7 protein-coding genes are annotated in these 25,652 nt (G+C 29.7%); all 7 read left to right on the top strand.

What is annotated here, in order from left to right:
- Nucleotides 1–502: 502 nt before the first annotated feature.
- The 7 genes from Arg41_RS04890 (at nt 503) to Arg41_RS04860 (ending at nt 25,576) form a co-directional block, all read left to right on the top strand.
- The gene (locus Arg41_RS04890) at nt 503–1,978 is read left to right on the top strand and encodes a hypothetical protein (protein WP_092343618.1); all 1,476 of its coding nucleotides are present in this window, start codon (nt 503–505) and stop codon (nt 1,976–1,978) included.
- A 1,073-nt stretch (nt 1,979–3,051) separates the two neighbouring features.
- Nucleotides 3,052–7,740, top strand: a complete 4,689-nt coding sequence (locus tag Arg41_RS04885) for a hypothetical protein (protein ID WP_092490532.1) — start codon at nt 3,052–3,054, stop codon at nt 7,738–7,740.
- A gap of 382 nt (nt 7,741–8,122) precedes the next feature.
- On the top strand, nt 8,123–10,690 hold the full coding sequence (locus tag Arg41_RS04880; RefSeq protein ID WP_092490531.1) for a hypothetical protein: 2,568 nt from the start codon (nt 8,123–8,125) through the stop codon (nt 10,688–10,690).
- Between the two features lie 683 nt (nt 10,691–11,373).
- The gene (locus Arg41_RS04875; RefSeq protein ID WP_092490530.1) at nt 11,374–14,379 is read left to right on the top strand and encodes a hypothetical protein; all 3,006 of its coding nucleotides are present in this window, start codon (nt 11,374–11,376) and stop codon (nt 14,377–14,379) included.
- A 984-nt stretch (nt 14,380–15,363) separates the two neighbouring features.
- Entirely contained in the window at nt 15,364–18,531 is a 3,168-nt protein-coding gene (locus tag Arg41_RS04870; RefSeq protein ID WP_092343614.1) for a hypothetical protein, read from the top strand.
- Nucleotides 18,532–18,910: 379 nt separating this feature from the next.
- Nucleotides 18,911–21,229, top strand: coding sequence for a hypothetical protein (locus tag Arg41_RS04865; protein ID WP_092343613.1), 2,319 nt, complete (start codon nt 18,911–18,913; stop codon nt 21,227–21,229).
- Between the two features lie 708 nt (nt 21,230–21,937).
- Nucleotides 21,938–25,576, top strand: a complete 3,639-nt coding sequence (locus Arg41_RS04860) for a hypothetical protein (protein WP_092490529.1) — start codon at nt 21,938–21,940, stop codon at nt 25,574–25,576.
- Nucleotides 25,577–25,652 lie beyond the last annotated feature (76 nt).

The following is a 25,652-nucleotide window of genomic DNA, read 5'->3' as shown; positions in this document are numbered from 1 at the left end:
TAATGAATAATGGTTCAGTGGATTTGTTTTATCATTGCGATGATAGAAATAACAAATAGATCTCTGCACGATCATAGGCAAACGTCAAACCTAACTGAAACACTATAAATAATTAAAAAACATTCGCAAATTCGCAAGTCATATAAAAGAAATCTGTTAACACAAAATACAATTGCAAAAACAACCAACAAACAAGTAAATAATTGTTTTTTAATTAAACATTTATATATTAAAATCCGTTGAATAGGAGCTCATAAATTGCACCTCTATCACATACATATAAAAACTATATAAAAACTATTTGTTGTCATAAATTTACATACATTATTGACATAAATGTTTTCAGGTAAATAATACTAAATATGATCATGTAACATGGAAAAAATATAAATTATGTTTCAAGTAGATACGAACATTAGGTTTATAAGGTGTTGGCACGAGACTGCTATGAATTTACTCAAATATACGCACAAAATTATTAATTAATCATTTAGGTAGAAAAATGAAAAACGTATACTCGCTGTCTAGTGAAGATATAGCAGAAGCGTCGACTAGTGGTTGTCATGGTACTGCTTCCAATGCAGCAACCCAGCCGCAAGACGAAGATAGAGAACAAATGGGAGACTTATCACAACTGCAAATAGACACGCAAGAATTACCCCCCCAAGGTTGTTCATCTATGGAGACCCAAAATAGCCAAGCAAGCGGTACTTTAGCTAGCCTTGCCACTACATCTGCAGATCACGAACCAACTGAAGAACAGGGGGATGATATCCCACAAGGATCAGCAGCAGCAAGTCATCACGGAACTAAAAAAACAACCAAAAGTGCAAATGGAAGTGAAAAAATAAAACCCCAAAAACCGAATAAATGGAGTGCAAATGAAGTAATGGCAGGCATGCAGCATTCAAGAATATACGAAACTGTTATGTCAGAAATGTATATTGATCACGATGAATTTCAAGAAAATTTCCTAGAGAAAACAAATAAGTTGAAAATATTAGAAAATTTTTATGTAGATCCTAGTAAAAGAGATAAAAAACGTTGCCCCAAACTCAAACTCGATTACCCCAAACTCAAACTCGATTCTACGTACGATCATGTCAGGACCTGCATTATAAAAATGATCTCGCCTGCTGTAAAAAATTTTGAAAGAAAATCAAAAGAATCGATAATAATAAAAAACGGAATGTACCTAGAGGAACTTAGAATGGAATACTTATATAATAATGATTTTTTCCCTTGGCTGGAAAAAGCATGTGCTACAAGCGTAAAAATATTAAGAGAGTGCAGCGATATAAGTGAAATATTGAAATTAACTCACGGATTAATTCAAGAAAAGATATTAATAGGTAACGGCGTATTAGTTCAGTCCACTCCTAATATAAGGAACATTGCTGCTGCAGATATGTATGATTTACTGATAAGCAATATTTTAAGTACTTCAAAAAAGATTACAACAGCACTTCAATCATTACCAAAGGACAGAATTTTGGAGGGGTGTTTTTCGTTTTTTAACAATATGTATATCGATAATAATTCTCTGCTAAAAGCAAAATCAGCCCTTGAATGCACACTAAATGAATTAGCTAAAGCAGAAGAATTGAATAAATTAATGACAGAAACTTGCAATTCCTACGATCCTGAAAAACACGCCCTTGCTCATAAGTTCAACATGTCAAGAAGAAAAAGGAAAGGTGATAATTTATTTAGTGAAATTAGTGAGCGCGCAAAAGCATTATCAATGGAGTTAATTAATAATAAGTTGAAAAAAGGCAACCTGTCTCTTTCTGTTGATTCCCCTGTAATGCTTGTTGAATGCAACCAAGATGGTAATGTCGGGGATAAAATACGTTTTGCAAATGAAAGCGAGGTAGATAAATTAATATACGAATTAACCAAATATTTATCTAAATTAGCCGTTGAGTCATACATGGAGCTTTGTTCTAGAAGACTTGATGATTTCTTGATGAGATAACTACCAGATCATATTTATATCAATGATGAATACAAGAATTGTTGTTGGCTATTTAAGAAGCTATACATTATAAATTATCTAGTTAACTATATGCATTTATTTAATAACAAAAATTGCAAAAATAATACTATATCGTCTTTATAGCGTGAAATTTTATTAATAGATACTAGAGCGACATAATTTCATTGACCATCATACAATAATGAACGACATTGAATACGGGGTTGGCATGCTGCCTACAAAAAATCAACAAATAAACACGGATCATTAACCGATCATTATTTTGTCATTACAGCCACAAATTTAATTGTAGATAAATTTTATCTCATACTACGTAAAAACACTTTCTGTATGTACTTGTATGCAGAGATACACACTCATCAGGAAACGGAAGTAGCAAGGATAAAAATCCTATCCAATATTCCCTCAACAAACCTTGTTTGTAAAATTAAAATTTTAGAGCAACAATTTTATCCCCCTAAAACACTGCTTCGATGAATTCAATGTTTTCATACACAAATTATTGTCAATAAATCAAAACTACCCCTTAAAACTCACTAATAAATGTATAACTCTGAAAAATATTTATGAATATAGATCATGATTGACCGCTAAATACCAATTAGCAGACATACATATACAAATTAAATATAAAATATTATTATGCAAGCTTAAAATATATGCTACAAATAGCACACTTAGCAAGTTAATTTATACAAACTCAATTACAATGAAACACAGAAATCACAAAATAAATTCAGTATTATGTCATCCTTTTACAGTAACCTTCAACATATAAAATTGACGTACATAATAAATTAATACCTGTACCATAGCATCAATATCACTTTATCCATAATACTAATTAATTAGCATTACTTAAAGTATTAACAAATATCAAAACCAATAAAAATAACTTAGATATAGAATAATTTAGTAAAAAATAATAAAAACACAGCAAATTATCTTCATTAAGTAAAACACTTCATGCAAAAAATATTATTTTTACTTACATATTTTAAGATATATAGATAGAATCAGATTGTTTTTAAACAATTAGGACATAGCTGTACATGCATCCATGCCAATCAAATGATAATTTTACTTCAGAAGACTTAAATGAAATTAATAACTTTACAAGTAACGTGACGAGTAGTGATACTAATCAAATGCCGTGTCGAGAAGAATTCAATGATGGAAATCAAAATTTGGACTGGTGCTTAGGTTCTTGCATAGATAACTTACTAGAGGATGGATCGTCATTTAATGTCGTTGACGCTCCCTTCAGTAATAATTCGGATTGGTATAATACATTCAGTGAAGAATTGTTTATTGATGTATTTAAGTTGGAAGAACTTGATCAAGAAGTAACGACAAACAAGACAACATCATCTGATATAGTTGTAGATACAAAAACAGCGATTACAGATTATAACGAAACCGAAAATTTTGTGGAGCAACCGCTTACATGCGGCACTTTAAAACGTCCGTTTGTTGAAGAGGAACAATTTGAGAAAACACCTAATCCCAAAAGAATAGATCTTAAGGAGAGTAATAGTTATGAAAAATATCATTATGACTCATCTAATATGGATATAAACTTATGCACAATTAAATCAGATTTAGTAAACACACAAAACAACGAACCTTCAATGGAAAAAAATTCAGAGACAAAAAATATTGACGATAACAATTTTGAAACTGATAAATATAAGTCACTCGTAGATATTTTGCTAGAAGATAAAGAGTTATGTGATTATAACTCATACCAACATGTTAACTCAATTGAAGAGCTATTTTTCAATATAGTCAAATCAGATTCTACTGACATGCACGAAAACAGTCCATGTATTGCAATGGATGTTGATCTATCATCTATTATTAAAAATGAGCAGATTGCAACAACCTCAAAATTCACAGGAGAAGAAACTAACAAAAACAAAAGTTACGCAAAAATTATAATGCCAGATGAATTAACAGTATTGTCACTATCTTATAAGAAAAGTAGTATTTATATAGATAAATCAATCGAAAGCATATACGAAAGCGCCATTAAAAAGATCGTCGTTGATGAGAAAAAAACGCTTAGAACTACCGTACTAACAGAATTTAAGGATATGACCAAGTATTGCAGTATATCATATATGGATCTTTCCGAAACTTATTCAAATGTGCGCGAATATATTTTAGAAAGAGTTTCCCCATACATTAAGACCATTATTACCACCGCAGATATAAAAATAACTCCTGGCATGTCTATTTCAGACATAAGGTCTAAGTGCATATCAAATAACACATTCTTAAGTAATCTATCTGAGTACTGCATAGAAACTGTAGAGATAATAAGAAAAACCCCAGACACGGAATTTTTTCACATAATTCAAAATAATATTAATCTTGGAACAAATAATTTTTTTAAAATCGATTTAACCAGCATTCCAAATCATAAAAAAAACGCACTTTCTATATTATCAAAAAATCTGATAATAGAAACTATATCTGATTTGACACAGAAGATTATCTATGCAATCAAAAAATTCAAGTCAATCGATATTTGTGCTGGCCTATTCTCAGTCTTACATGGCGCTTACGTTTCCAAGTCATTTATAAAGGATTTAATAGAAATCTATAATGACACTGATAATGAAATCAGGAGCAATAAGTGCCTAAAAACAAGATTTGATAATGATCAAATATTGTTTGATGAGTCAATTGCAAAGAATAAGTTGAAAGAAGCCGTTGAAAACTCAGTTATATTGTACAAAGAAAATACATATCACCCTAATTGGTCTACAAAAGAATTAATGATTGAGTATCTATTATCAGATATGATAAACATTTTCTATGATCTATGCTCATCTGGTAAATATTATCCAATTGAGGTAGAAGACATCGTTAAAAATTACGCAAAATTCATAATACCGAGAGGAATCGTTGTATTATCTCCGCAATATAAACCAAGTAATATTTTTATTAATAAACATATTGATAATATATACGAATACGCCATTAAAAATGTTTTTATTGATAAAGAAAAAATATTCTCTGATACCATATTGAAAGAATTCAAATATAGTATTGAACATAAGATCTATGACGCATCAAACATAGATATGACAAATACTTATTCGAAAGTACGCGAATATATTTTGAAAAAAATGTCTCATTACACTAAAGATATCGTGCAATCTGCATATTTGTTGATAACCCCAGGAATGCACGTTAGCGACATTAGATCCACGTTGATATCAAATCAGTTCTTCCTCAATAAAATTGAGGAATGCCGTCTAGAAATCACAGAAATGATAAATATAACCCCTCCTATGGAATTATTACGTGTTATTCAACAAAACATTACTATTGACTTAATTAACAATTTCAATCTCACCGCACACAGTATTACTATTATTAAAAGAGATGCACTTTATAAAGCATTAAAAAAATTAATAATAGATACTGTATCTAATTTAAAACAAGATATCATCTTCGTAATCGAAAATCTTAGTTGCGATGATATATCGTCAATACTATTTCTACAATTACATGGAGCAAATATTATAGTATCATCTATAAAAAATATAATAAATATTTATGAAGAAATCATGGAAAACGAATCCCTAATAAGTGATCTCAACAATGCAATGAAATCGTTTTTCAGAAGACCGTTTATAAAAAAAAAATTGGAAAAATTGATAAGAACATCTATCGTACTACATGAAGGAATAACATTTCTTCCAAACGATGATATCATAAATACAATGACCTGCCGTTTGTTCTCAGACATGACAAAAAATTTCCTAGATCAGTACCATCTATCCCCTTCGGCTCAAAGAAATATTAACGAAGAAAGTAACACTAATAATTTAGCATGTCAGTTTCCACAAAATATATATAAAAAAAGAGATGAATCAAATGGTATAATTATTCCTGTATCCAATCAGCCCACTTCGATTATATCAGAAGAGAATGGATTGCAATGTTTTACAGAATCACTTGAAGGCATATATGAATATGCCGTCAGAAAAATTATTATTGATGAAAAGAGATTGTTAAAAAAAACTATATTGGCAGAATTTAAAAATATAATTGACAAGAAAGGATTTGATAATTCATGCATAGATATCTCAGAAACTTACTCAAATGTACATAAATACATAGTAGATAGAATTTGCCCCTATATTAATAACATTATTCATATTGCAGATGTTAAAATTACTTCGCAGATGTTTATTTCAGAGATAAAGATTAAGTGCACTTCAAATCACATTTTCTTCAGCAAACTCTCCGAAGGATGCGTAAAAATTATAGAAACAATAAACAGAATGCCAAATGATAATTTTTTGTCTATACTTCAATCAAAAATTACCTTTGATGAAGGTAACGTTTTGGATGTTAATACACCAATCATGGATAGCAAAAAAAATATACTTTCCCAAGCATTAAAAAGTTTAATAATAGATACCATATCCAACATAACTCATAAGATTACTTACGTGATTAGAAAATTTAGGGTAGCTGATTTTCGCATCGGGATGTTCTCACTTTTACATGGTGTATATATCGATAAATCATTCATAAGAAATGTAATAAATATTTATAAGGAAGAAGTAATAGAACCTAAAGCTCCAAATCATGACTCATGTGATAATGATAAATATATCGATGAATCTATAATAAGGTATAAATTAGAAAAAGCATTAAAAACATCAGTTATACTACTTAGAGAAAAAATATGCTCACTAGAAAAAAGTGAAGCTAAATTAATGATTGAATATTTGTTATCAGATATAATCAAAGCCTCTAATGAACACTTTTATAAACAAAATAGTAATGAACAAGAAGATAACCATCAAGGTTGTTCAGAAATAAGAGTTATAAAAGAATTAACATTAATGAAATCATGTGATATACGTCATATTCTCAATAACAAAAAAATTGACAACCTATATGAGTGCGCTATAAGAAAAATTAGCATTGACGATGAGGAAATTTTTAGAAATTTGATATTGATGGAAATTAAAAAAAGAATTAAATATGAAGATCTGGGTGAGCCAGATGTCTACATTGCAGAATGGCACTCAAGAGTGCGAAAATATGTTTCAAATAAGATTTCTCCCCACATTAACGATATTATACAAACATCAGATGTACTAATTCCTCCAGGAACACCTATAACAAATATTGGAGATAATTATATCTCCAATATTGATTTCTTCTGTAGCTTGGGTGAATATTGCAAAAAAATATTAACTTATATAAATAAAATTCCTAGTAAAAATTTTGAACTCATAGTTCCAAAGAGCATAAGAATTTGTTTGAAAAATTCCCCAGATGATAATCACAACAAAATTGCAGCTAGAAACTACTTTTATGAAATATCAAAAAGTTTAGTAATGGATACCATATCAAAACTACCTCAAAAAATTTCTTCTACTATAAAAAATTTCGAGTTAATTGATATTTGCAACGGAGTATTTTTGCTTTTCAGAGATATCTACATCACCAAGTCACTTATGAGAAACATAATAAATATTTACAACTCCATTAGCAATAATATTATGGAAAACACATCCCAAAAAGATAATGATCCTAATTATCGTCATAAATTATTTGATCAATTATGTGTAAAAACAAAATTAGAAGAAATGATACAGGCATCTGTTATAGTTCATAAAGGAAACATAATGCCACCAGATAAACTTGAAGTAAATTTATTAACTGGGTATTTATTAGCCAGTATGATTAAAAGCCTACAAAAATAAAATTGCCGTAACCAGAGATTATAGTAACGTTCAAAATACAGTCAGCTCGTTATAAAAAATTTTCTTATTTGTTTGATAAATATTTACTCTGTAACAAGTAGCTACCCTAAATGGAAATTAACAAGCAAAGTTTATCTGTATGTAGAGTACCCATCCTCCGACCAATTATTAATCATGCACCAATAATGGATATATTAATATTTTTTTTATATCTACATTATTTGATCTAAAAAATTTAATAACCATTACCAAAACAATTAACTACAACTCTTTTAAAAAAATCATAATATTTTTAACAAAGATTTAACATCAAGTACTACTTAGTGTACTATTTTGTAAGTTGAAACAAAATTTTGCGAACCAATTACACAGGCATCATTATATGCATTCGCATTTTCCAGCAATAAACCGTAGTGCAGACGACATTAATAGCTCGAACAAATCTCCAGATAATATTGAAAAATTAGATTGTGATCAACATAATTCCTATGTAGATAGTCCAATAGAAGATACATTGCTTCATAACTTACCAAGCTTTACTACAAATCAGACACACAGCTATAAGGTCGCAAACAGCACCGATTTGTTGAGACATTTATTACATGATGTAGATAAATTTGATGAATCAAACACGACAATAGCTACTAATAACTTAGAATCGGTTGAAACAACAGAAAAAAATGTTCTTAACTCTAGGGAGTCAACAAACACTACAGATAAACCACCTCTTACTCAAGAACTGGATAACCAATATGTTGATGCAATTAATACCAAACAACTCATTGAAAGCAATGAATATTATGATGTATATTTTCCGCTAGAAATTGATCAATCCATTACTAAACAATACTCTTCACTAGGTGTCCCAGAAGTCCATACTTTCCAGCACCCTGTAGAGTATGTAATTCCAAAAGAATTACAACTAACATCAAAATTATACGTTTATCATAATTTATGTTCTACTAAAATATCCGTAAGCATATACGAACACGCTATCAAAAAGATTGATATTGATAATAAGGAATCACTTAAGATCTCTTTACTAAACGAGTTCAAAAAACTTATTGAAATGAAAAGTTTTAACCCTTTAGATATTGATATTTCTAGTACCTACTCAGTAATCAGAAAATATATTGCAGACAAAGTTAACCCTTATATTAGCGAGATAATTACGACCGCAGATGTACTTATTAATCCAGGAATGTCTGTTTTAGACATAAAATACAATTGTATATCAAATAGACATTTCTTTTTTAAGCTAAATAATTGTTGCAAGAACATTGCAACAGAATTAAGTAAGCTCAGTCACGAAAATTTCTTGCCTCTAATGAAAAGCAAAGCTTATTTCGGACCTGGAAACGTTTTATGGATCAAAGGCAAGTATAGAAAAAAAATACTTTCCCAAGTGGTAAAAGCTTTAATAATAGAATCCATATATGATTTACCAAACAAAATTATTAATGCAATTAGTAATTTTGAAACGACAGAAATATCCAACTTTATGTTTCCATTTGTTCATGGCGTATATGTATCTAACTCATTAATAAGAAACATAAATTACATTATCAATCATATTAAAGGAAAAATAGCAAAAGACAACCCACCGAAGAGCAATTTCCATGATTATAGAAAATTACTAGAAGAACATACGTCAAAATTGGGGGAATTAGTAAGAAGCTCAGTTGTTATGCACGAAAAAAAAACATTTTTACCAAACGAATGTACTGCAAAGACGATGATTAAATACATACTAAGAGATATAAACAATATTTGTTTTAAATTTTATTATAAAATGTATGGCAATACAATTAACTCTATTTCTTCAAAATCAATTATGTTAGAGGCTTCCACTGATACAGAAAAAACTTCTTTATCAAAAAAAGCATCTATGTCTCTAAGAAAACATCCATACCGTTGGGATCCATCTAGCATAGGACCATCTACTGGATTATATAGATTAGCTATCACAATGATTAAAATCGACACGGAAAATTTTAAAAATCATTTAATCTCTGAATCTAATAACAAAATTTCTGTGAGAAGATGTATTAATAAAATTTCATTTAATCCTAACTTCAATTGTATGTGTAATCGTATTAAGCTTTACTTTTCCAATGAATTTGGTCCTTTTCTAGATGAAATTGAAGAAGAAATAAGATCTGAAATTAAGCCCCTTAATGGAATGTCTATAGAACAATTTAAATTGGCGTATACATCAAGTAACTTTTTCCATCATAGACTACAAGAGCTGTGCACCAAAGTTACTAAACGCACTGAAAATTATGATGACGAGGTGTTATTTGATCTTATACCATCATCCATAGAACTAGAATCGGGAGTAAAAAGATCAAGAAGAATGCATTTCTCGAAAAAAACCAAGGGTAATTTTATTAATATAATAAGACAACTATTAACAGATAACATTCTGAGTATTAAAGAAAAAATTACAAGCGTAATTGAATCATTACCACTATGTAAAACTGTAGGATGTTTCTTCTCTCTCGTTGATAATGTATATGTTGATAATAAATCGTTACTAAAAGCAAAAGCAGTGTTTGAATCAACACAAGAAAAATTAATGAATGATAAAATATTAAGTGAATCTGTATATAAGATATCTGAAGGTATTAAATTATTTGCCAGAAGCAATAAATTTAGTAAAACGCACGATCTTTATAAACCCATTAGCTACTGTATTGTTGATGGGAAATTATCTGCATCTGAATATCTAAAAATTTCAGTAAGAAAACAATTTGTTGAGTTGGAAAAAGATTTAAGTGAATCCATGATAATTATTCACGATAACAGTAAGATTTCAATTGCAGATGAAAAAACAAAAAATCATATTTTATCCAAGCTTAAATTTTCCCTGATGTCACGATCCATAAAGATATACAGAGAACTTTGTCTAAAAAAATCTGGTGTTTATAATATTAGATATAAAAACTAGATACATACATAAATTTAGCACACACCCCTCAACCGATACATTTTAGTCATTAACAACTGTCAGGTTAATACAACTTAATTATTGCATTGAAAATAACTTTTATTATGTAAATATGTTTCTCATTTTATCAAAACAACATCTATTTTTAGCGCATAAATTCCTGATCATAAAATTACACATATAAACTAAAATAAACAATAAATTATTATTTTATGAATTTCCTAAATAACGACACGCTATTTCTATTAGCATTTCTAAATAATAAGTTATGATTCATTTGTATCTTTAAATATTACTAACCTATCAACAATTATATTTATCTTATAAAAAACATACAACGTTTTATTTTTTGCTATCACTACGTTCACATACCAATTTTCTTATCTACTTTTAATTTAGCAGTTAATTAATTAAATACAATACAAAATATTGGACATGGAATATCTTCATGTTAATATGGAGAAGACATAGCTAGCCTAGATGCAATGCATGTGTGTATTTTTCAAAAATAGTTTCAATGAAAGCAATGTTGATTGTTTAGCATTTTATCATTTACAACAAGTGCCGCAGTAAACATTAACGCTCATTATTATGAAACTATAGTTTTTACCTAGTAATCTACCAATATCTCGCGTCGTTGTAGATATTGTATCTTTACCCATATGAAGGGGGAATAATTTTTTATGTGTGAACAATATCTTTCTTCAGGCAATATTCAAAATGCCTCATGTGAAACGTTGGAGCCGTACCATTATCTAACTAATTTGCCAAACCCTCCACACGAATCACTAGATCAGCATTATTATCAAACTAGCATTAAGAACTCATCACACGAATCAGTGGGACAAGATCATTACTCAACTAACTTCCCGAGTTACTCACATGAATCACCGGAAATGCAACCTTGTTCAACTAACTTTCAAGACGAACCAAATGAATCCTCGAAAAAATACCATTACTTAACCAGCTTACAAAATACGTCAAATGAATCATCAGAAAGACACCTTTACTCAACTAGCTTGCAAAAATCAGATTCAGATTACGCAGCATCTGAAAAATCCCCTTATCCAACTAGCTCACAAAATACAGCATATGAATTATCGGAAAGATACCCATACTCAACCGATTTGCAAAACACAGCATATGAATCATCGGAAAGATTCCCCTACTCAGCCAATTTGCAAAATACAGCCTATGAATCATCGGAAAGATACACCTACTCAACTAATTTGCAAAATACAGCCTATGAATCATCGGAAAGATACACCTACTCAACTAATTTGCAAAATACAGCCTATGAATCATCGGAAAAATATGATTATTCAACTAGCTTGCAAAATGAACCATCATTGGAACAATGCAATTCTATAACACAAGAACAACATTATTCAAATAGTGACGAAGAAGATAACATAGGATTTCTTGCAGTAAATACGATGGAACAAAAACAACATTATTCGAGCAGCTCAGGAGAAGATACCTTGCAGAGTTTTTCGAAACAAAAAAGAAAAAAAGAACAGTATTGCTATAATAGCTCTGAAGAAGATGATATACCAAGTTTTATGGAACATACAATGGAACAAGAACAATATTCTCTTGACACTAAAGAAGAAGACACAGCAAGTAATATTGAAAGATACGCTATCCCAGAAAAATTGCAATTAATTACCCCACACTATCGTTGTGCTGAAGTTAATTATCGTAGAACTGTAGGAATATATGAGTATGTTATTAAATCAATTGAGATCGACAATAACAGATCGTATGAAAACTTTATAATAACAAATCTTGCTTATCAGATAAAAAACAAAGGACTTGACCCCTCGTCCATTGATCTTTCATTTACTCATTCAATGGTTAGAAAATATATTGCAGATAAGATTTCCTCGCGCATTAATAACATTATGCTCAATACAGATGTGGTAATAGCACCTGGAATGTCTCCTGCAATTGTAAAATCTGCATGTATTTCTAATCACCTTTTCTTTAAAAGGCTTTTTAAATGCTGTAAAGATGTGTTAATGGAAATAAAAAAAATTGATCATGAAGATTTTTTACCTATAACTCAAATTAAGTTTTGTTTTAGAGGATACGATGCTTTTTTGTTTGCAAGAACTAAAGATCTAAAGTTTTCATTATCCCACGGGTTAAAAAAGCTAATAGTTGATACTATAATTGATTTGCCACAGAAAATTATTAATGAAATCAAGAAACTTAAAAACACCGATGTATTGAATCGCATGTTTTCGCTTGTTCATGGAGTACACATATCCAGATCAGCACTAAGAACAACAAATTTTATTCTTCATTCTGTACAAGAAAAGGTAGAAAAAACTGAAATAGATAATATTAAAGATTACATGAAATTGCTTAACGAATTCTCTCCCAAGTTAGAAGAAGAAGTAAGTAGATCTGTTGTGCTTTATGGAGAAAAAATATTTTCACTAAATAAATATACAGCAGAATCAATGGTTAAATATTTATTGGAGGACATAAAAAATGCTTGTAGTAAACCCACAAAGGCTATTAGTAGCAGAAGTGGAAATAAAACGCGTGATAAAAACTTGAGTTCTCGTTACAATTGCACAAAAGTTAAAATACTCAAGTCATCTCCTGCAATTGATGGATCATTAGTACAGCTCAAAGCAGCATATATTTCTAAGACATCTTCATGTAAATGGGACCCTTTTAATGAAAGACAGGAGTCATTATTTAAAATGTCTTTTGCTATGATAGAAATTGATTTAGAAAGCTTCAAAACGTCTTTGATAGACAAATCATACAAAAAATATTTACTAAAGAGGCAGATTAGTGAAGTTCCTGTCAGTCCAAGAATTAAGATTATGTTCGGTCGCGTCAAAGATCACATCTTGGGTCAATTTTATCCTTTCTTGGATGAGATTGAAGAAGAAATTAAGTCTAAAGTTGAGCTGCTTAGTGGTATGTCTATAGAACAAATTAAATCATCATATATATCAAACTGCACATCATCTCAAAAGCTCAGCAAATTATGTGATAAAATTGTTAGAAATACCAAAATCTGCCATAATGCCGTACTGTATGGAATAATGCCAGCTACTGTAAAATGGGATGGAGTATTAAAGGATTCGAGCAGAATTCATTTTTCAGATACCATGAAGAATAGTCTTATCGAAGATGTGAGAAAATCATTGATAGATAATATCTTGTCTGCTCCGATAAAAGCTTTTAATATAATTAAGTTGTTACCTGAATCTAGCGTTATTCCCTTGTTCTTTTCTCTTATTGGCGGTTATTACGTTGATAATAGATCGCTGATGAGGGCAACAGAAATTTTTGAATACACGAGAAAAAAAATATTAATTGATCGAGAATTAATGAAATCCATGTCGAGAATTGTTAAAAAACTTATATTACTTAAAAAAGTTAATGATGCAAGCCGTAGTAACATGTGCGCATTAATTGACAATTTTATTGTTGATAAAAGTAATACTTCCTATTCATATTTAAAAAAATTGTCAGAAAGACAGTCAGAAAAATTAGAAAGAACACTAAGAGATCCTGTGATGATTATTTCTGGCAATAAGGTATTGGTTGCAAATGAAAAAATTAAAGATAAGATTTTAAGCCGGCTTAAGCGATCACTAATATCAAAATCCATCATTACATATAGAAACTTGTGCATTAAAAATGCCGGCATAATTAAGTAAAACATAGTTCGCTTCATAATATTAATTATCACATCATGTAATTTTAGGCACGGTTAGAAGATAATTTCTGCTACCGTGTCTTTTCTCAGGAGCGATACAAACTCAATATCTAGGATAGCATTGTAATAAGAAAATTAAAAATTCTATGCTCCAAAATTTGATGTAGAAAAAGGTTTAATGTATTCAACTGATTTAGGTTAAATTAAGGTGAATTTATTATAGTAAATATCATCACAGATAGTTTGATCAATGCACTAATATTGTAAATGACAGACTTGAAATAACCTACTCATTATTGAATAAAATTTTCAATTAATACGCCGTAAAATTTTTCCAATAAACTATGCATATAATACAAAGACATGACGCTAAGAAATAAAACTTAATATCTTCCTCATTAAAAAAAGAAATAGTTGTTTAGGAGACAAAACCAATCATAGAATCACCCGCATAACTTAAAACAACTAACTGTTATAGTTATAAATTATAATATAAACCAACCTGTTAATCATTGTAGACTGGAATGCATTTATTGTAAAATCAAGTATGGTTCTTATTAAAGCAATAAAACATAGTCACCTTTTACCCTTAATCATTTGCACCTGGTGCCATAATAAATATTTGTCATAATTATGAATTGTACAAACATCACCATTAGTTATTTAACACATTTGAACTTGCTCATACGTATATGCCAACTATACCCTTTTTGTTAAAATAAAGATAAATTAAAATTTCATCGTTCACGTGTAGTAGAATATAAAAATGTCTTCACCGCTACGATGTACTTTGCAGATTGAATAAATTACAAAAATAAAATTTCCTTTTCTTAATCATTAGCATTATATGTAATTAATTGTGAGATATTTTTTGAAAATAATATGACCAACAATTAAAATTAGGCTCTGTACCGTATTAAATTGATGTAGTATAAAATCCGTAGGTTATTATTAATTTATTTTTAGGTCAGGTAGGAATTTTTATATGTATCCATACTTTACTGCAGCAAATAATTTAAAGATGAGTGATATTAATAAGTCATCAAGAATTGAAAACGACACTAGTAGTAGTGGTGTACATCCATCATTTCATAATCAATGTTCTGATCCAGACTTGAATTCACATGTAGATGCAGATACTTTATTAGCAAATGAACCATTACTTAGTAGTTCATTGGATGGAAATTACGCTAACAGATTAAGCCAAGTAGTTAACGATTATGTCAATAGCAATGATGACGAACACCAATTACCCCTTAATCAATATTTTGATTTAGATCTTAATTTGTATACACATACCCAATTACCATCAAATGAATCACTATCTCATTCATTAGAAATTACTGCCTATGACAATTTGCAACCATATTTTAACAATGAGGTAGACAACAGCGGTACCGAGGATCAATTACCTCATAAGCAATACTTTGATCTAGATATGAATCAACACGCAAATACTAAATTATCATCAAATGAATCACTGCCTCATTCATTAGAAATTACTTACCATAACAATTTACAACAATATTTTGAAAATGACACGAGTAACAACGACGTTTCCCAGAAGTTGTATCACAGCCAGTATTTTGATCCAAGTTTAAATTTACATATAGACACTTTATTAGAAAATGAACTATTATCTTATTCGTTAGAAACTTCCATAACTAATGAATCAAATCAATACAATAGTCAGACTAACACCACTGTAACAGAAAATTTAGTTAATTTACCTAGTACAACATACGGTGCACAATCTGATTACAATACTGCAAAGCTTACAATTATAAATGATTACGAATTTAATACTTGCGATCAACAATACCCAACGCATCCTAATACAAAAAGAAAATTTGGTAATAGTAAAGATAGATTAGATGACAGACAGAGCACTAGCAGCAAAAAACATCCTAGTACAATCTATATACCCGATCACAACCAAAGCTGCTACTTTACGGAACCCCAGTATTACACACAAACACAAGAATTAGATAAACATTTAACTTCAGCTATGCAACAACATTCCAGCTTTAAAAATTGTGATAAATTCACAATACCAAATGATTTGCAAATATTATCAATGGCATATAATTACCATGATATATTTTCTGATAAATATACCTCAGGTATATATGAAAAAGCCATTAAAAGAATTAGCATTGACGATAATGGATCATTAAGAGATAGTATATTAGCAAATAGCATCCTGCTAGAATCAAGAGTATGTATTGAAGAAATAGAGTTCCTTAAACACACTGTGAGTCTAGCTCCTACTTATTCAAGGATACGTAAATATATTTGCGGCAAATTTTCTCAGTACATCAATCGCATCATGCATGAAACAGACGTGTTACTAGCACCCGGAATGAATGTTTCAGATATGAAAACCAGATGTACATCAAATAGTGTTTTCTTCTATAGATTATCCAGATATTGCAAAAAGATAATGAGAGACATTAACAAAATTCCTCATGAAAAATTCTCTAATCTTATTCAAGACAGGATCTTTTTTAATTCAACGATAATTTTGACTTCATCACTAAAAAAAATTGACATCTGCATGGCACTAAAACAGCTACTGTTAGATACTATTTCTAGTCTACCGCAACGTATTATTTATGTGATAGGAAATTATGACTCAAAAGAAATGACATCAGGTTTATTTTCATTTTGCCATGGAGCACATGTATCAAAATCACTTATAAGAAAAACTGTTAGTATCTATAACTCTATTAATGAAAAAATAGAGAAAGACAAGCCTCTGAAGAATGATTTCAATGATTACGAACAATTATTTGACCAAGCAATTGCTGAGTTAAAAGAATGGTCAAATACTTCCTTTTTCCTCCATAATGGGATTGTATTTTCTCCAAATGATTCCACAGTTAAATTAATCACCGCATACCTATTGTCGGACATAACTGAGGCTAGTTACAATACGCACTATAAAGCACTTAATGAGAACAAAATAGAATCTCCGATACTAGATAATTGTAACTTAGGTGAAAAAAACGAAAAACGTGCTGCAGTAAACATGTACCGTGAAAGTACATCGTCTTTGAATAAATATATAACTGCCGTTCCCACAAATATATACAAAATTGCCCTTTCAATGATTTCTATTGATGAGGGCAATTTCAGTAGTGCGTTCATAGATAAAACTAGATCATTAAAGTCAGTAAAAAATTATATTTCTGAATTATCAAAGAGACCGGAGCCTAACCTTGTTGCCACATATTCTCGCCTCAGAGGCTACATAGTAGAATCGATCACACCTTTCTTGGATAAGATAGAAGCAGAAAGACTAACCGAAATAAAATTGTATAATGGTATGACTTTAGAAGAATTTAGAAATGCTCATATATCAAACAATCTGTCATTAGATAAATTAAACTGGTTTTGTAGTGAAATTGCAGGAAGAATGGAAAAAAAAATTAGCAGAGTAATTGATAAAACTCCATGGGATAATATATCATGTACCTTAATTCAGTCATACGTTAGTTTAGTTGGTTCGAAGCTAAAAGTTGCGGTGTCTGACAAGGTTAAGCGTACCCTTAACGAAGATATTTTGATGGTGTTGTCAAAAAATGTGTGCAGCATTCCAGAAAAAATAGCAAATCTGATTAGATCGCTGCCAAAGCCAGTACTTGTTGAAGGTTATTTTTCTCCATTTTGTGATGTGTATGTTGATAACAAATCACTACTAAAAGTGAAATTAGTCTTCAACGCTGCGCAAGAAATGGTAGAAAATGATGAGGTGCTATTTTCATCTTCGCGTAATATTTGCAATCACATCAGAGAATATATCAATCAGGAAATAGATGAACATGTGGATGTCACAAAAAATGACCATCTTGATTCAATTATTGACAATTACATTATTTCCGGAGATTTGTCGACTCATGGTTATATAAAAATTTTAGTAAGAGAATTGGTTGATACTAAATTGAAAACTATACTAGAAAGCAATGAACCTATCATTATTAAGAATAGTTCATTTTCAAGCAAAAAAATAACACTTGATGATAAAATGGTAATCGCGGAAGGTGAAGCTAGAGATAATTTATTTATTAAGTTTGAGCTATATATAATGGAACTGGCACTTAATTCATACAGAAATTTATGTATTAAAAGATCGGGTATAAGTTCTGTGTGATGTAAACACAAATCATGTCCTTACTTATGATTATCTTGCCTATTTTACTAGGTTGTGTACAATCGTTTCGTGGCAATCGCGTAGTTGCTATGGCTGGAACGATTGTACGTTATTGGACAGATAGTTTATGAAAAAAATTAATTTGTAAACAAGGATCTGGGGGCACATTAATGCCGTAGTCATACTAGAAACAATTAAGGAAAAATTGGCGACTCCTATAAGGAGATAACATAAGTAGCGCTGTTTTATTTTTAACGAGACCACTAATTTTAATAAAAATTTATATTTCTGAATAAAAATTAAACATTAAATAATATTATTATTAAAGTACCATACGTCTGTAAGAATAACTTTTCTCAAATTATTTAGGTATTACTATATGTGTTCATATTTTTCAAAAACTAGCTCTAACATAAGTAATGTTGATGATATAAGCGACAATTCAAGTAACGAATTACGCAATAGTAATGAACCTATGTTGCCCCTTGATCAATCAATAGGTTTTAGCAAAAAAACCGATTCTTCCGTAGATAGTTTATTGAGAGATTTGTTCCCGGATTTAGTTGAAGTAAATACAAAAAAAGTAATTGGCACTGGTTATGATCCTGAACAAGTTCTAGAACAGCCATCAACATCTTATGGGGGAAAACAAAGCATTGATATTGGATACGTAGAAAGTATTAATCAAAGCAGTACTAGTAAAGAATTTTGTAATACGACAACAGCAATTGAACCAGGTACTTCTTATCCTAATTACAAACATTTAAATCAAAAGACAAAATCAACCATTAGAGGCAATAGAGATAAAGCTTCCCATGGGCAAAAATCATCATACTCTGCCCTAAAGAGACCATATGTTAAAACTGAAGACAAATTTAATCCTGAACAAAAAATCACAGTTAAAGAATTATTTGATATGGAATTTGTGAATGACGATCAGAAAAATACACGCCTGGAATCTATTTCTACCGTAGAGAAAAAAAACACATTTCAAATTTATGAAAAAATATCAATGCCAGAAGAATTAAGAATTGTCTCGCCATCACATCGAATAAGCAATATTTACTACGATAGACCAGTTGAAACCATATACGAATACGCTATTAAAAGAATTATCATCGATGACAAAGAATCGCTAAGAAAAGTAATAGTAGAAGAGTTTAAGAACAAAATTGAAGATAAAAAATTTAACCTATCACACATGGACTACACTCTTACTTGTTCGAAAATTCGCAAATATGTTTGCGGCGTAGTTTCCCCTCACATTAACAGCATTATACATTATGCAGATGTATTTATAACGCCAGGGATGTCTATTACAGATGTTCGTGATAGCTGCATATCAAATGATACTTTCTTTAATAAACTACGTAAGTGTTGTAAAGAAATTTCAAGAGACATAGATGAAATGCCACTTGAGGAATTTTTACCTATAATGCAAAGTAATCTTTCATTTGGACGCGGATTAATTTTAAAAACAAACATAAGTACTATTGCCGATAAAAGAAAACGTAGAATCTCTCAACAATTAAAAAATTTGATAATAGACACGTTGAATAATTTGCCTGAAAAGATTGTGGATGTAATTAAAAAATTTGAAATTATTGATATTTTAAGTGGAATGTTTGTAATTCTGCATAATGTATATGTAACTAAATCATTAATTATGGATATAATTGAAACTCATGATTATGTTGAAAAAACAATGATAGAGAATAAATCTCTACAATTTAATTTTGCACTAGCAAAGAAAAAGTTAAAAGAAGCCCTAGAAAAATCAATTGTGCTTCACGAGGAAAAGGTATTTTCATTAAATAAATATACGACAGAATTAATGCTCGAACATTTGTTATCAGATGCTAATAGCATATATTACAAATTTAATTCTAAGTTATTTTGTTACTCACAGTTATGGAGCTTTGATAATATTAGGCTCATTGGAGTGTATAGATTTGCTATATTAACAATTAATGTTGATACATCGTATTCGAGGTACATTGGAAAAGATAGTATCAAGGATTACATTGTAGATATAATCAATGCTTTCATGAATAAATTCGAAGAAGAAATAAAGGTTGAAATTAATCCACATGAAGGAATGACGATGGAAGAATTCGAGATAGCGTATATATCAAATGAAAGATTCTTTAATAGATTACGCAAACATTGTATTACAATTATAAATAAATTGGAAAGGTCCGACAAAAGCATAATATATGAAGTTATTGGAAGAAACATGAGATCCAAATTATCTGAGAAAGAAGAGAATAATCTGGCTAAATTTCTCTCACAGTTGTTGGCTTATAATATCTCAAATATCCCAGAAAAAATTTCAAACTCTATAAGAATGCTACCTAGATCACATCTTGTAGGAGAATTTTTTTCTCTTTATCATAATGTATATGTTGATAATTCATCAATATCAAAAATAAGAATTTTTTCTGAATCTACACAAAAAGAAATAGCCAGTCATACGATATTATCTGGACACATGGATAGATTCTACAATGACTCCAGCAAGTATACAACCGTAAAAAATTTCATAGAAAACAGATTAGGCAAACTAAAGAAGGAAATAGAGAAGAAAATTATGATTATTAGCAATAACAAAGTATCGATAGCAGAAGAAGAAATCAGGAATCTAATACTGAGTAAAGTTAAGTTGGAATTAATGATAAAACTAGCGAATAATTATTAATTATCACCATTATGAGTTGATATCAATCCTTACCGTTTATTATCATTAATTTAAACCAAGCAAACTATAGTTGTAAATCATCGGAAAATAATATGCTACTCTTATATTAATTATCAATTATTATACTCGTGATTTTTATTAAAAAAACAATAAGTTAATGTTGTTACTTCATGTAGGTTTTAGTTTTGATATGAATTAAATAAGATTATATAAATAACTCAACAAAGCATTCAAATTTACACAGCAATGATATTTTTCTATGAATTCTTAAATAATATATCACTCTGCATACAAAATATTACGAAAGACAAATTAATAACTACTAATTTATCATCGGATGATTAGCATATACATTCGCTCTTAAAAATTTTATTATTCTAATTAAACATCGGCATTTGATTGTGTAAATCAGTTAGCGAAAAATAACACATGTCAGTAAAAATTAATAACTAATAGACACCATTTAATACATTAGCATAACTAAAACAGTGTAGTTCTATTAGAAGACGCACAAAAATTAGTGGTCAATTTTTTCACTAACATTTCTATAAGCAAATACTATTTTTTATATTTAAACAGTTAGGTAAAGTATTATCAATTAAAAATGTACACTGGTTCGTACTTATTTTATTATTTTAGTGTACTATCCCCCCTAAGGAGAAAGATACATTTTACTTCTAATTTAATTGAGTATTGGGTATTAGATATATGAGCATACATCTTTTTGGTAACAGTTCTACAGCAAGCAATAACGAAGAAATCATTAGCAATACTGATGACGTCATTATTGATCAAAACTCCTTTGAAAATACACTTACAGTGTACAATCATGATGATTACGCGCTGAAAAATAACCTATGTCATACTGACATTCCTGGCATTGACCTAGGAAGGTCTGCATCTCCTAAACCGGTCAACACAACAAATGATGATGAAAATGATAATTTACTGTCCGATTTATTATCGTATTCGTTATATGCAATAAATAGTGATGAAAATGACAAATCGCTAGAATATTTACTTGATGATATCATTGATTCTAATGAGTCTAATTCACAAACACAGGAGTTTGTAGAACAATGTAATGCGCAAACAGTTGATGCAGGTACAATAACTAGAGTTAACAATGAGGTTATGGAATTAGAAAAAAAACATCAAATATGTTTAGGTACAAAACGTAAATTTGACGATAATGAATATCTCCAAAATATTGAACAAAATAGTGAAATTAGCGGGCTTTGCGAAACAACATTTAAAGAAGAACTTAGCACTGCTATGTCTAAAAAATATAAATATCAAAAAGAAACAACATTTGCATCAAAACTGTATACTTTCGCTGATATACGATCAAGTAAATTTACTGTCGGTATATACGAAAATGCAGTTAAGAAAATCAATATTGATGATGGCAACTTACTTAGGAACGCTATATTAATAGAATTTAAAAAAAAAATTATCACTAAAGGTTTTGATGAATCGAGTATGAACATTTACCCAACTTATTTAAACATACTCAAATATGTTCTGAACAAAGTTTATCAGTACATTAGTAACATCGCTCCCGTTACAGATATATCCATAACTCCTGGGATGTCTATTTTAGATATAAAAAATAAGTATATTGCAAATAAAATTTTCTTTGACAGATTAGATGAATATTGCAAAGAAACAGCAAAAGAAATTGAATTAGTTCCTCATGAAGATTTTTTATATACAATTCAAACTTCCATAAAGTTTGGTTCGGGAAAATCTTTAGTAACTAGTGTACGAAAAATTGCCACTCCTAGAAGAAATAGACTCACAACCTTATCTAAGAACCTGGTAATAGATAATATATTTAATTTATCAAGCAAAATTAAATCTGTAATAGCAAATCTTGAGATAGCAGATGTTTCTAAGAGTTCATTTGCGTATATACATGGCGCATATGTTTCTAAATCATTAATAAGAAGTGTACTAAATGTTTATTACTGCAATATGTCTGTAACTGAAAATGGATACTTAAAAATTAACAGATATATTTTAAAAGAAATATTAAAGAAAGAGTTTGAGAAGTCGGTTATTTTTATTGGTGGAAAAACTATTTCACCCAATAAATCTACATTAGAATTAATGGCAAGATATTTGCTAACGGACATAACCACCCTTTATTTTAGGAATGGGTACAAACTAATAATCGAAGATTCAGATCCAGACCCAGACCCAGATTCAGAAAAAGACACACCTAAATATTTCTACAATCGAGAGAAGCTAAATGTTTGGCAAAGTATCACCAAATCAAATTCATACAACAATCAGTGTACTGCATCAAACGCATACGAAAAACAACAATCACCTAACAATGAAAAAAATACTCTTCAGAATTACTCCAAATATACAATGCCAGAAGAACTGGAACTATCATCAAAGGTATACGAGTTCACTGATATAGACTCGATATCGACTAAGAGCATATATGAAAATGCTGTGGATAAAATTGATATTGATGAGAAATTTTTACTTAGAGAGATTATAATGGCGGAGTTTAAGGAAAAAATAAAGCTCAGTGGTTATGATGGCTTTTCTATAGATATTTCTCAAACTTATTCAAATATACATAAATATATTTCAGATAGATTTCATGGATATATAAATAGAGTCACTATAAGTACGGATATATCCATAACTCCTGGAATGTCTATTTCAGATATAAAACGTGAGTATATATCAAACAAAATATTCTTCAACAGACTGAATGAGTATTGTAGAGAAATAGCAACAAATGTAGAAAGAATACAAGCCGAGAAATTTTTGGGTAAAATTCAAAATAATTTTTATTTTGGATCATCTAAATGCATAGATTCCAGCGCAAACTTTGGTATAGGAAAAAGTCCTTACAGGAGAAAAAGACTACTCTCAGTGGAAGTAAGATCTTTAATAGTACACACCATACGCAATTTGCCGTTTAAAATTATATCAGCAATAGAAAAATTTGAAGAGGCTGAAGTTTTGGAAAGTGTGTTTGCGCTGTTGCATGGTGTATATGTTAATAAATCGTTTATTAGAAACATATTAAACATTTGTGAAACTAAAAAGTCTCACAAAAAGGATAGAATAGCAGAAGAACTTAGAAAGTCTGTTGTGCTAATTGAAAACATGACATTTTCACCAAGTAAATCTTTAGTAGAATCTATGACTAATTATTTATTAATGGATATGGAAAACTACTATGCGAATGAAGAACAACCATCCACATCTTTTAACATGATAAACCAAGATGACACAACCAAATGCACCTCAACATTTGGTATAAGTAGTGAAAAATATCACAATATGATATCTAGGATTAAATCTCATTTACCTGTATTCGAGTATATATGCTCAACAGAGTTAAAAACGCCAGAAGACCATCCTTCAGATACAGGGGAAGAGCAAGAATATGTTGCTCAAAATTACGTAAATAATATAATGCCAGATAACTTGCTTATAGCTAAAAAATCATATAATTACATCAACATATATTCTACTGGGTTAACTACCAGCATATATAAAAACATTATCAAAAAAATTAATTTTGACAGTGACAGATTGATAAGCGACGCTATAATAGAAGAGTTTAAAGACAAGATCGTCGATTACAATACGTATAAGGCCAACGAAAAAATAGCCGACACCTACTCTAACATAACTAGATATATTTTGGATAAAATATCCCCGTACATTGATGACATTGTATCAACAACAGATGTAGTAATAACTCCAGGCATGTCTATTCCATGCGTCAAGCATAAATACGTACATAATAAAGATTTTTTTTATAAATTACGGGAATCATGCAAAAAAATAGTGATAGAAATAGATAAAATTCCTCATGAAAAATTCTCACATATAATTCAAAGTTATATTAATCTTAGCTCAAATACTGATTTATGTGCCAATATAAAACGCATCGGAATCTTCAGAAGGAATAAAATTACTGCTTTGATAAAGCTTTCAATATTATACTTCCTATACAACCTACCAAATAGCATTGCATCTGAAATAGAAAAAATTGACATCAATAATATTTCGGAATACTTATTTGTGAAAATACATGGGATATACATTCCAAAATCATTAATAAGAAATATAACCAAAATTTATACAATTAACAAAATTGATATGCTATTAGAACAAGGAAGAAATTTTATAAAAATTGAATTAGAAAAAACACTGCGTTGTTCTACAATACTACACGAGGGTGAATTACTTTCACCAAATGAATCTACCTTAAGATCTCTAGCTAATAAATTAGCATCGGATATAGTTACTTACTATGCTAGGATGAGGGACAAAATCATTAACAACCATTTTTCTGCACATGAATAACGCTCCACTACCCTTAATTGATGAAACATTCATATAATATATTTGTATATAAGATAGTAGTTGAAATTGTAAACCA

The sequence above is a fragment of the Candidatus Ichthyocystis hellenicum genome, assembly GCF_001460935.1.
Taxonomy (GTDB): Bacteria; Pseudomonadota; Gammaproteobacteria; order Burkholderiales; family 2013Ark19i; genus Ichthyocystis; species Ichthyocystis hellenicum.
Note: the sequence above shows the minus strand (reverse complement) of the source record. Positions and strands in the feature narration are given on the sequence as shown.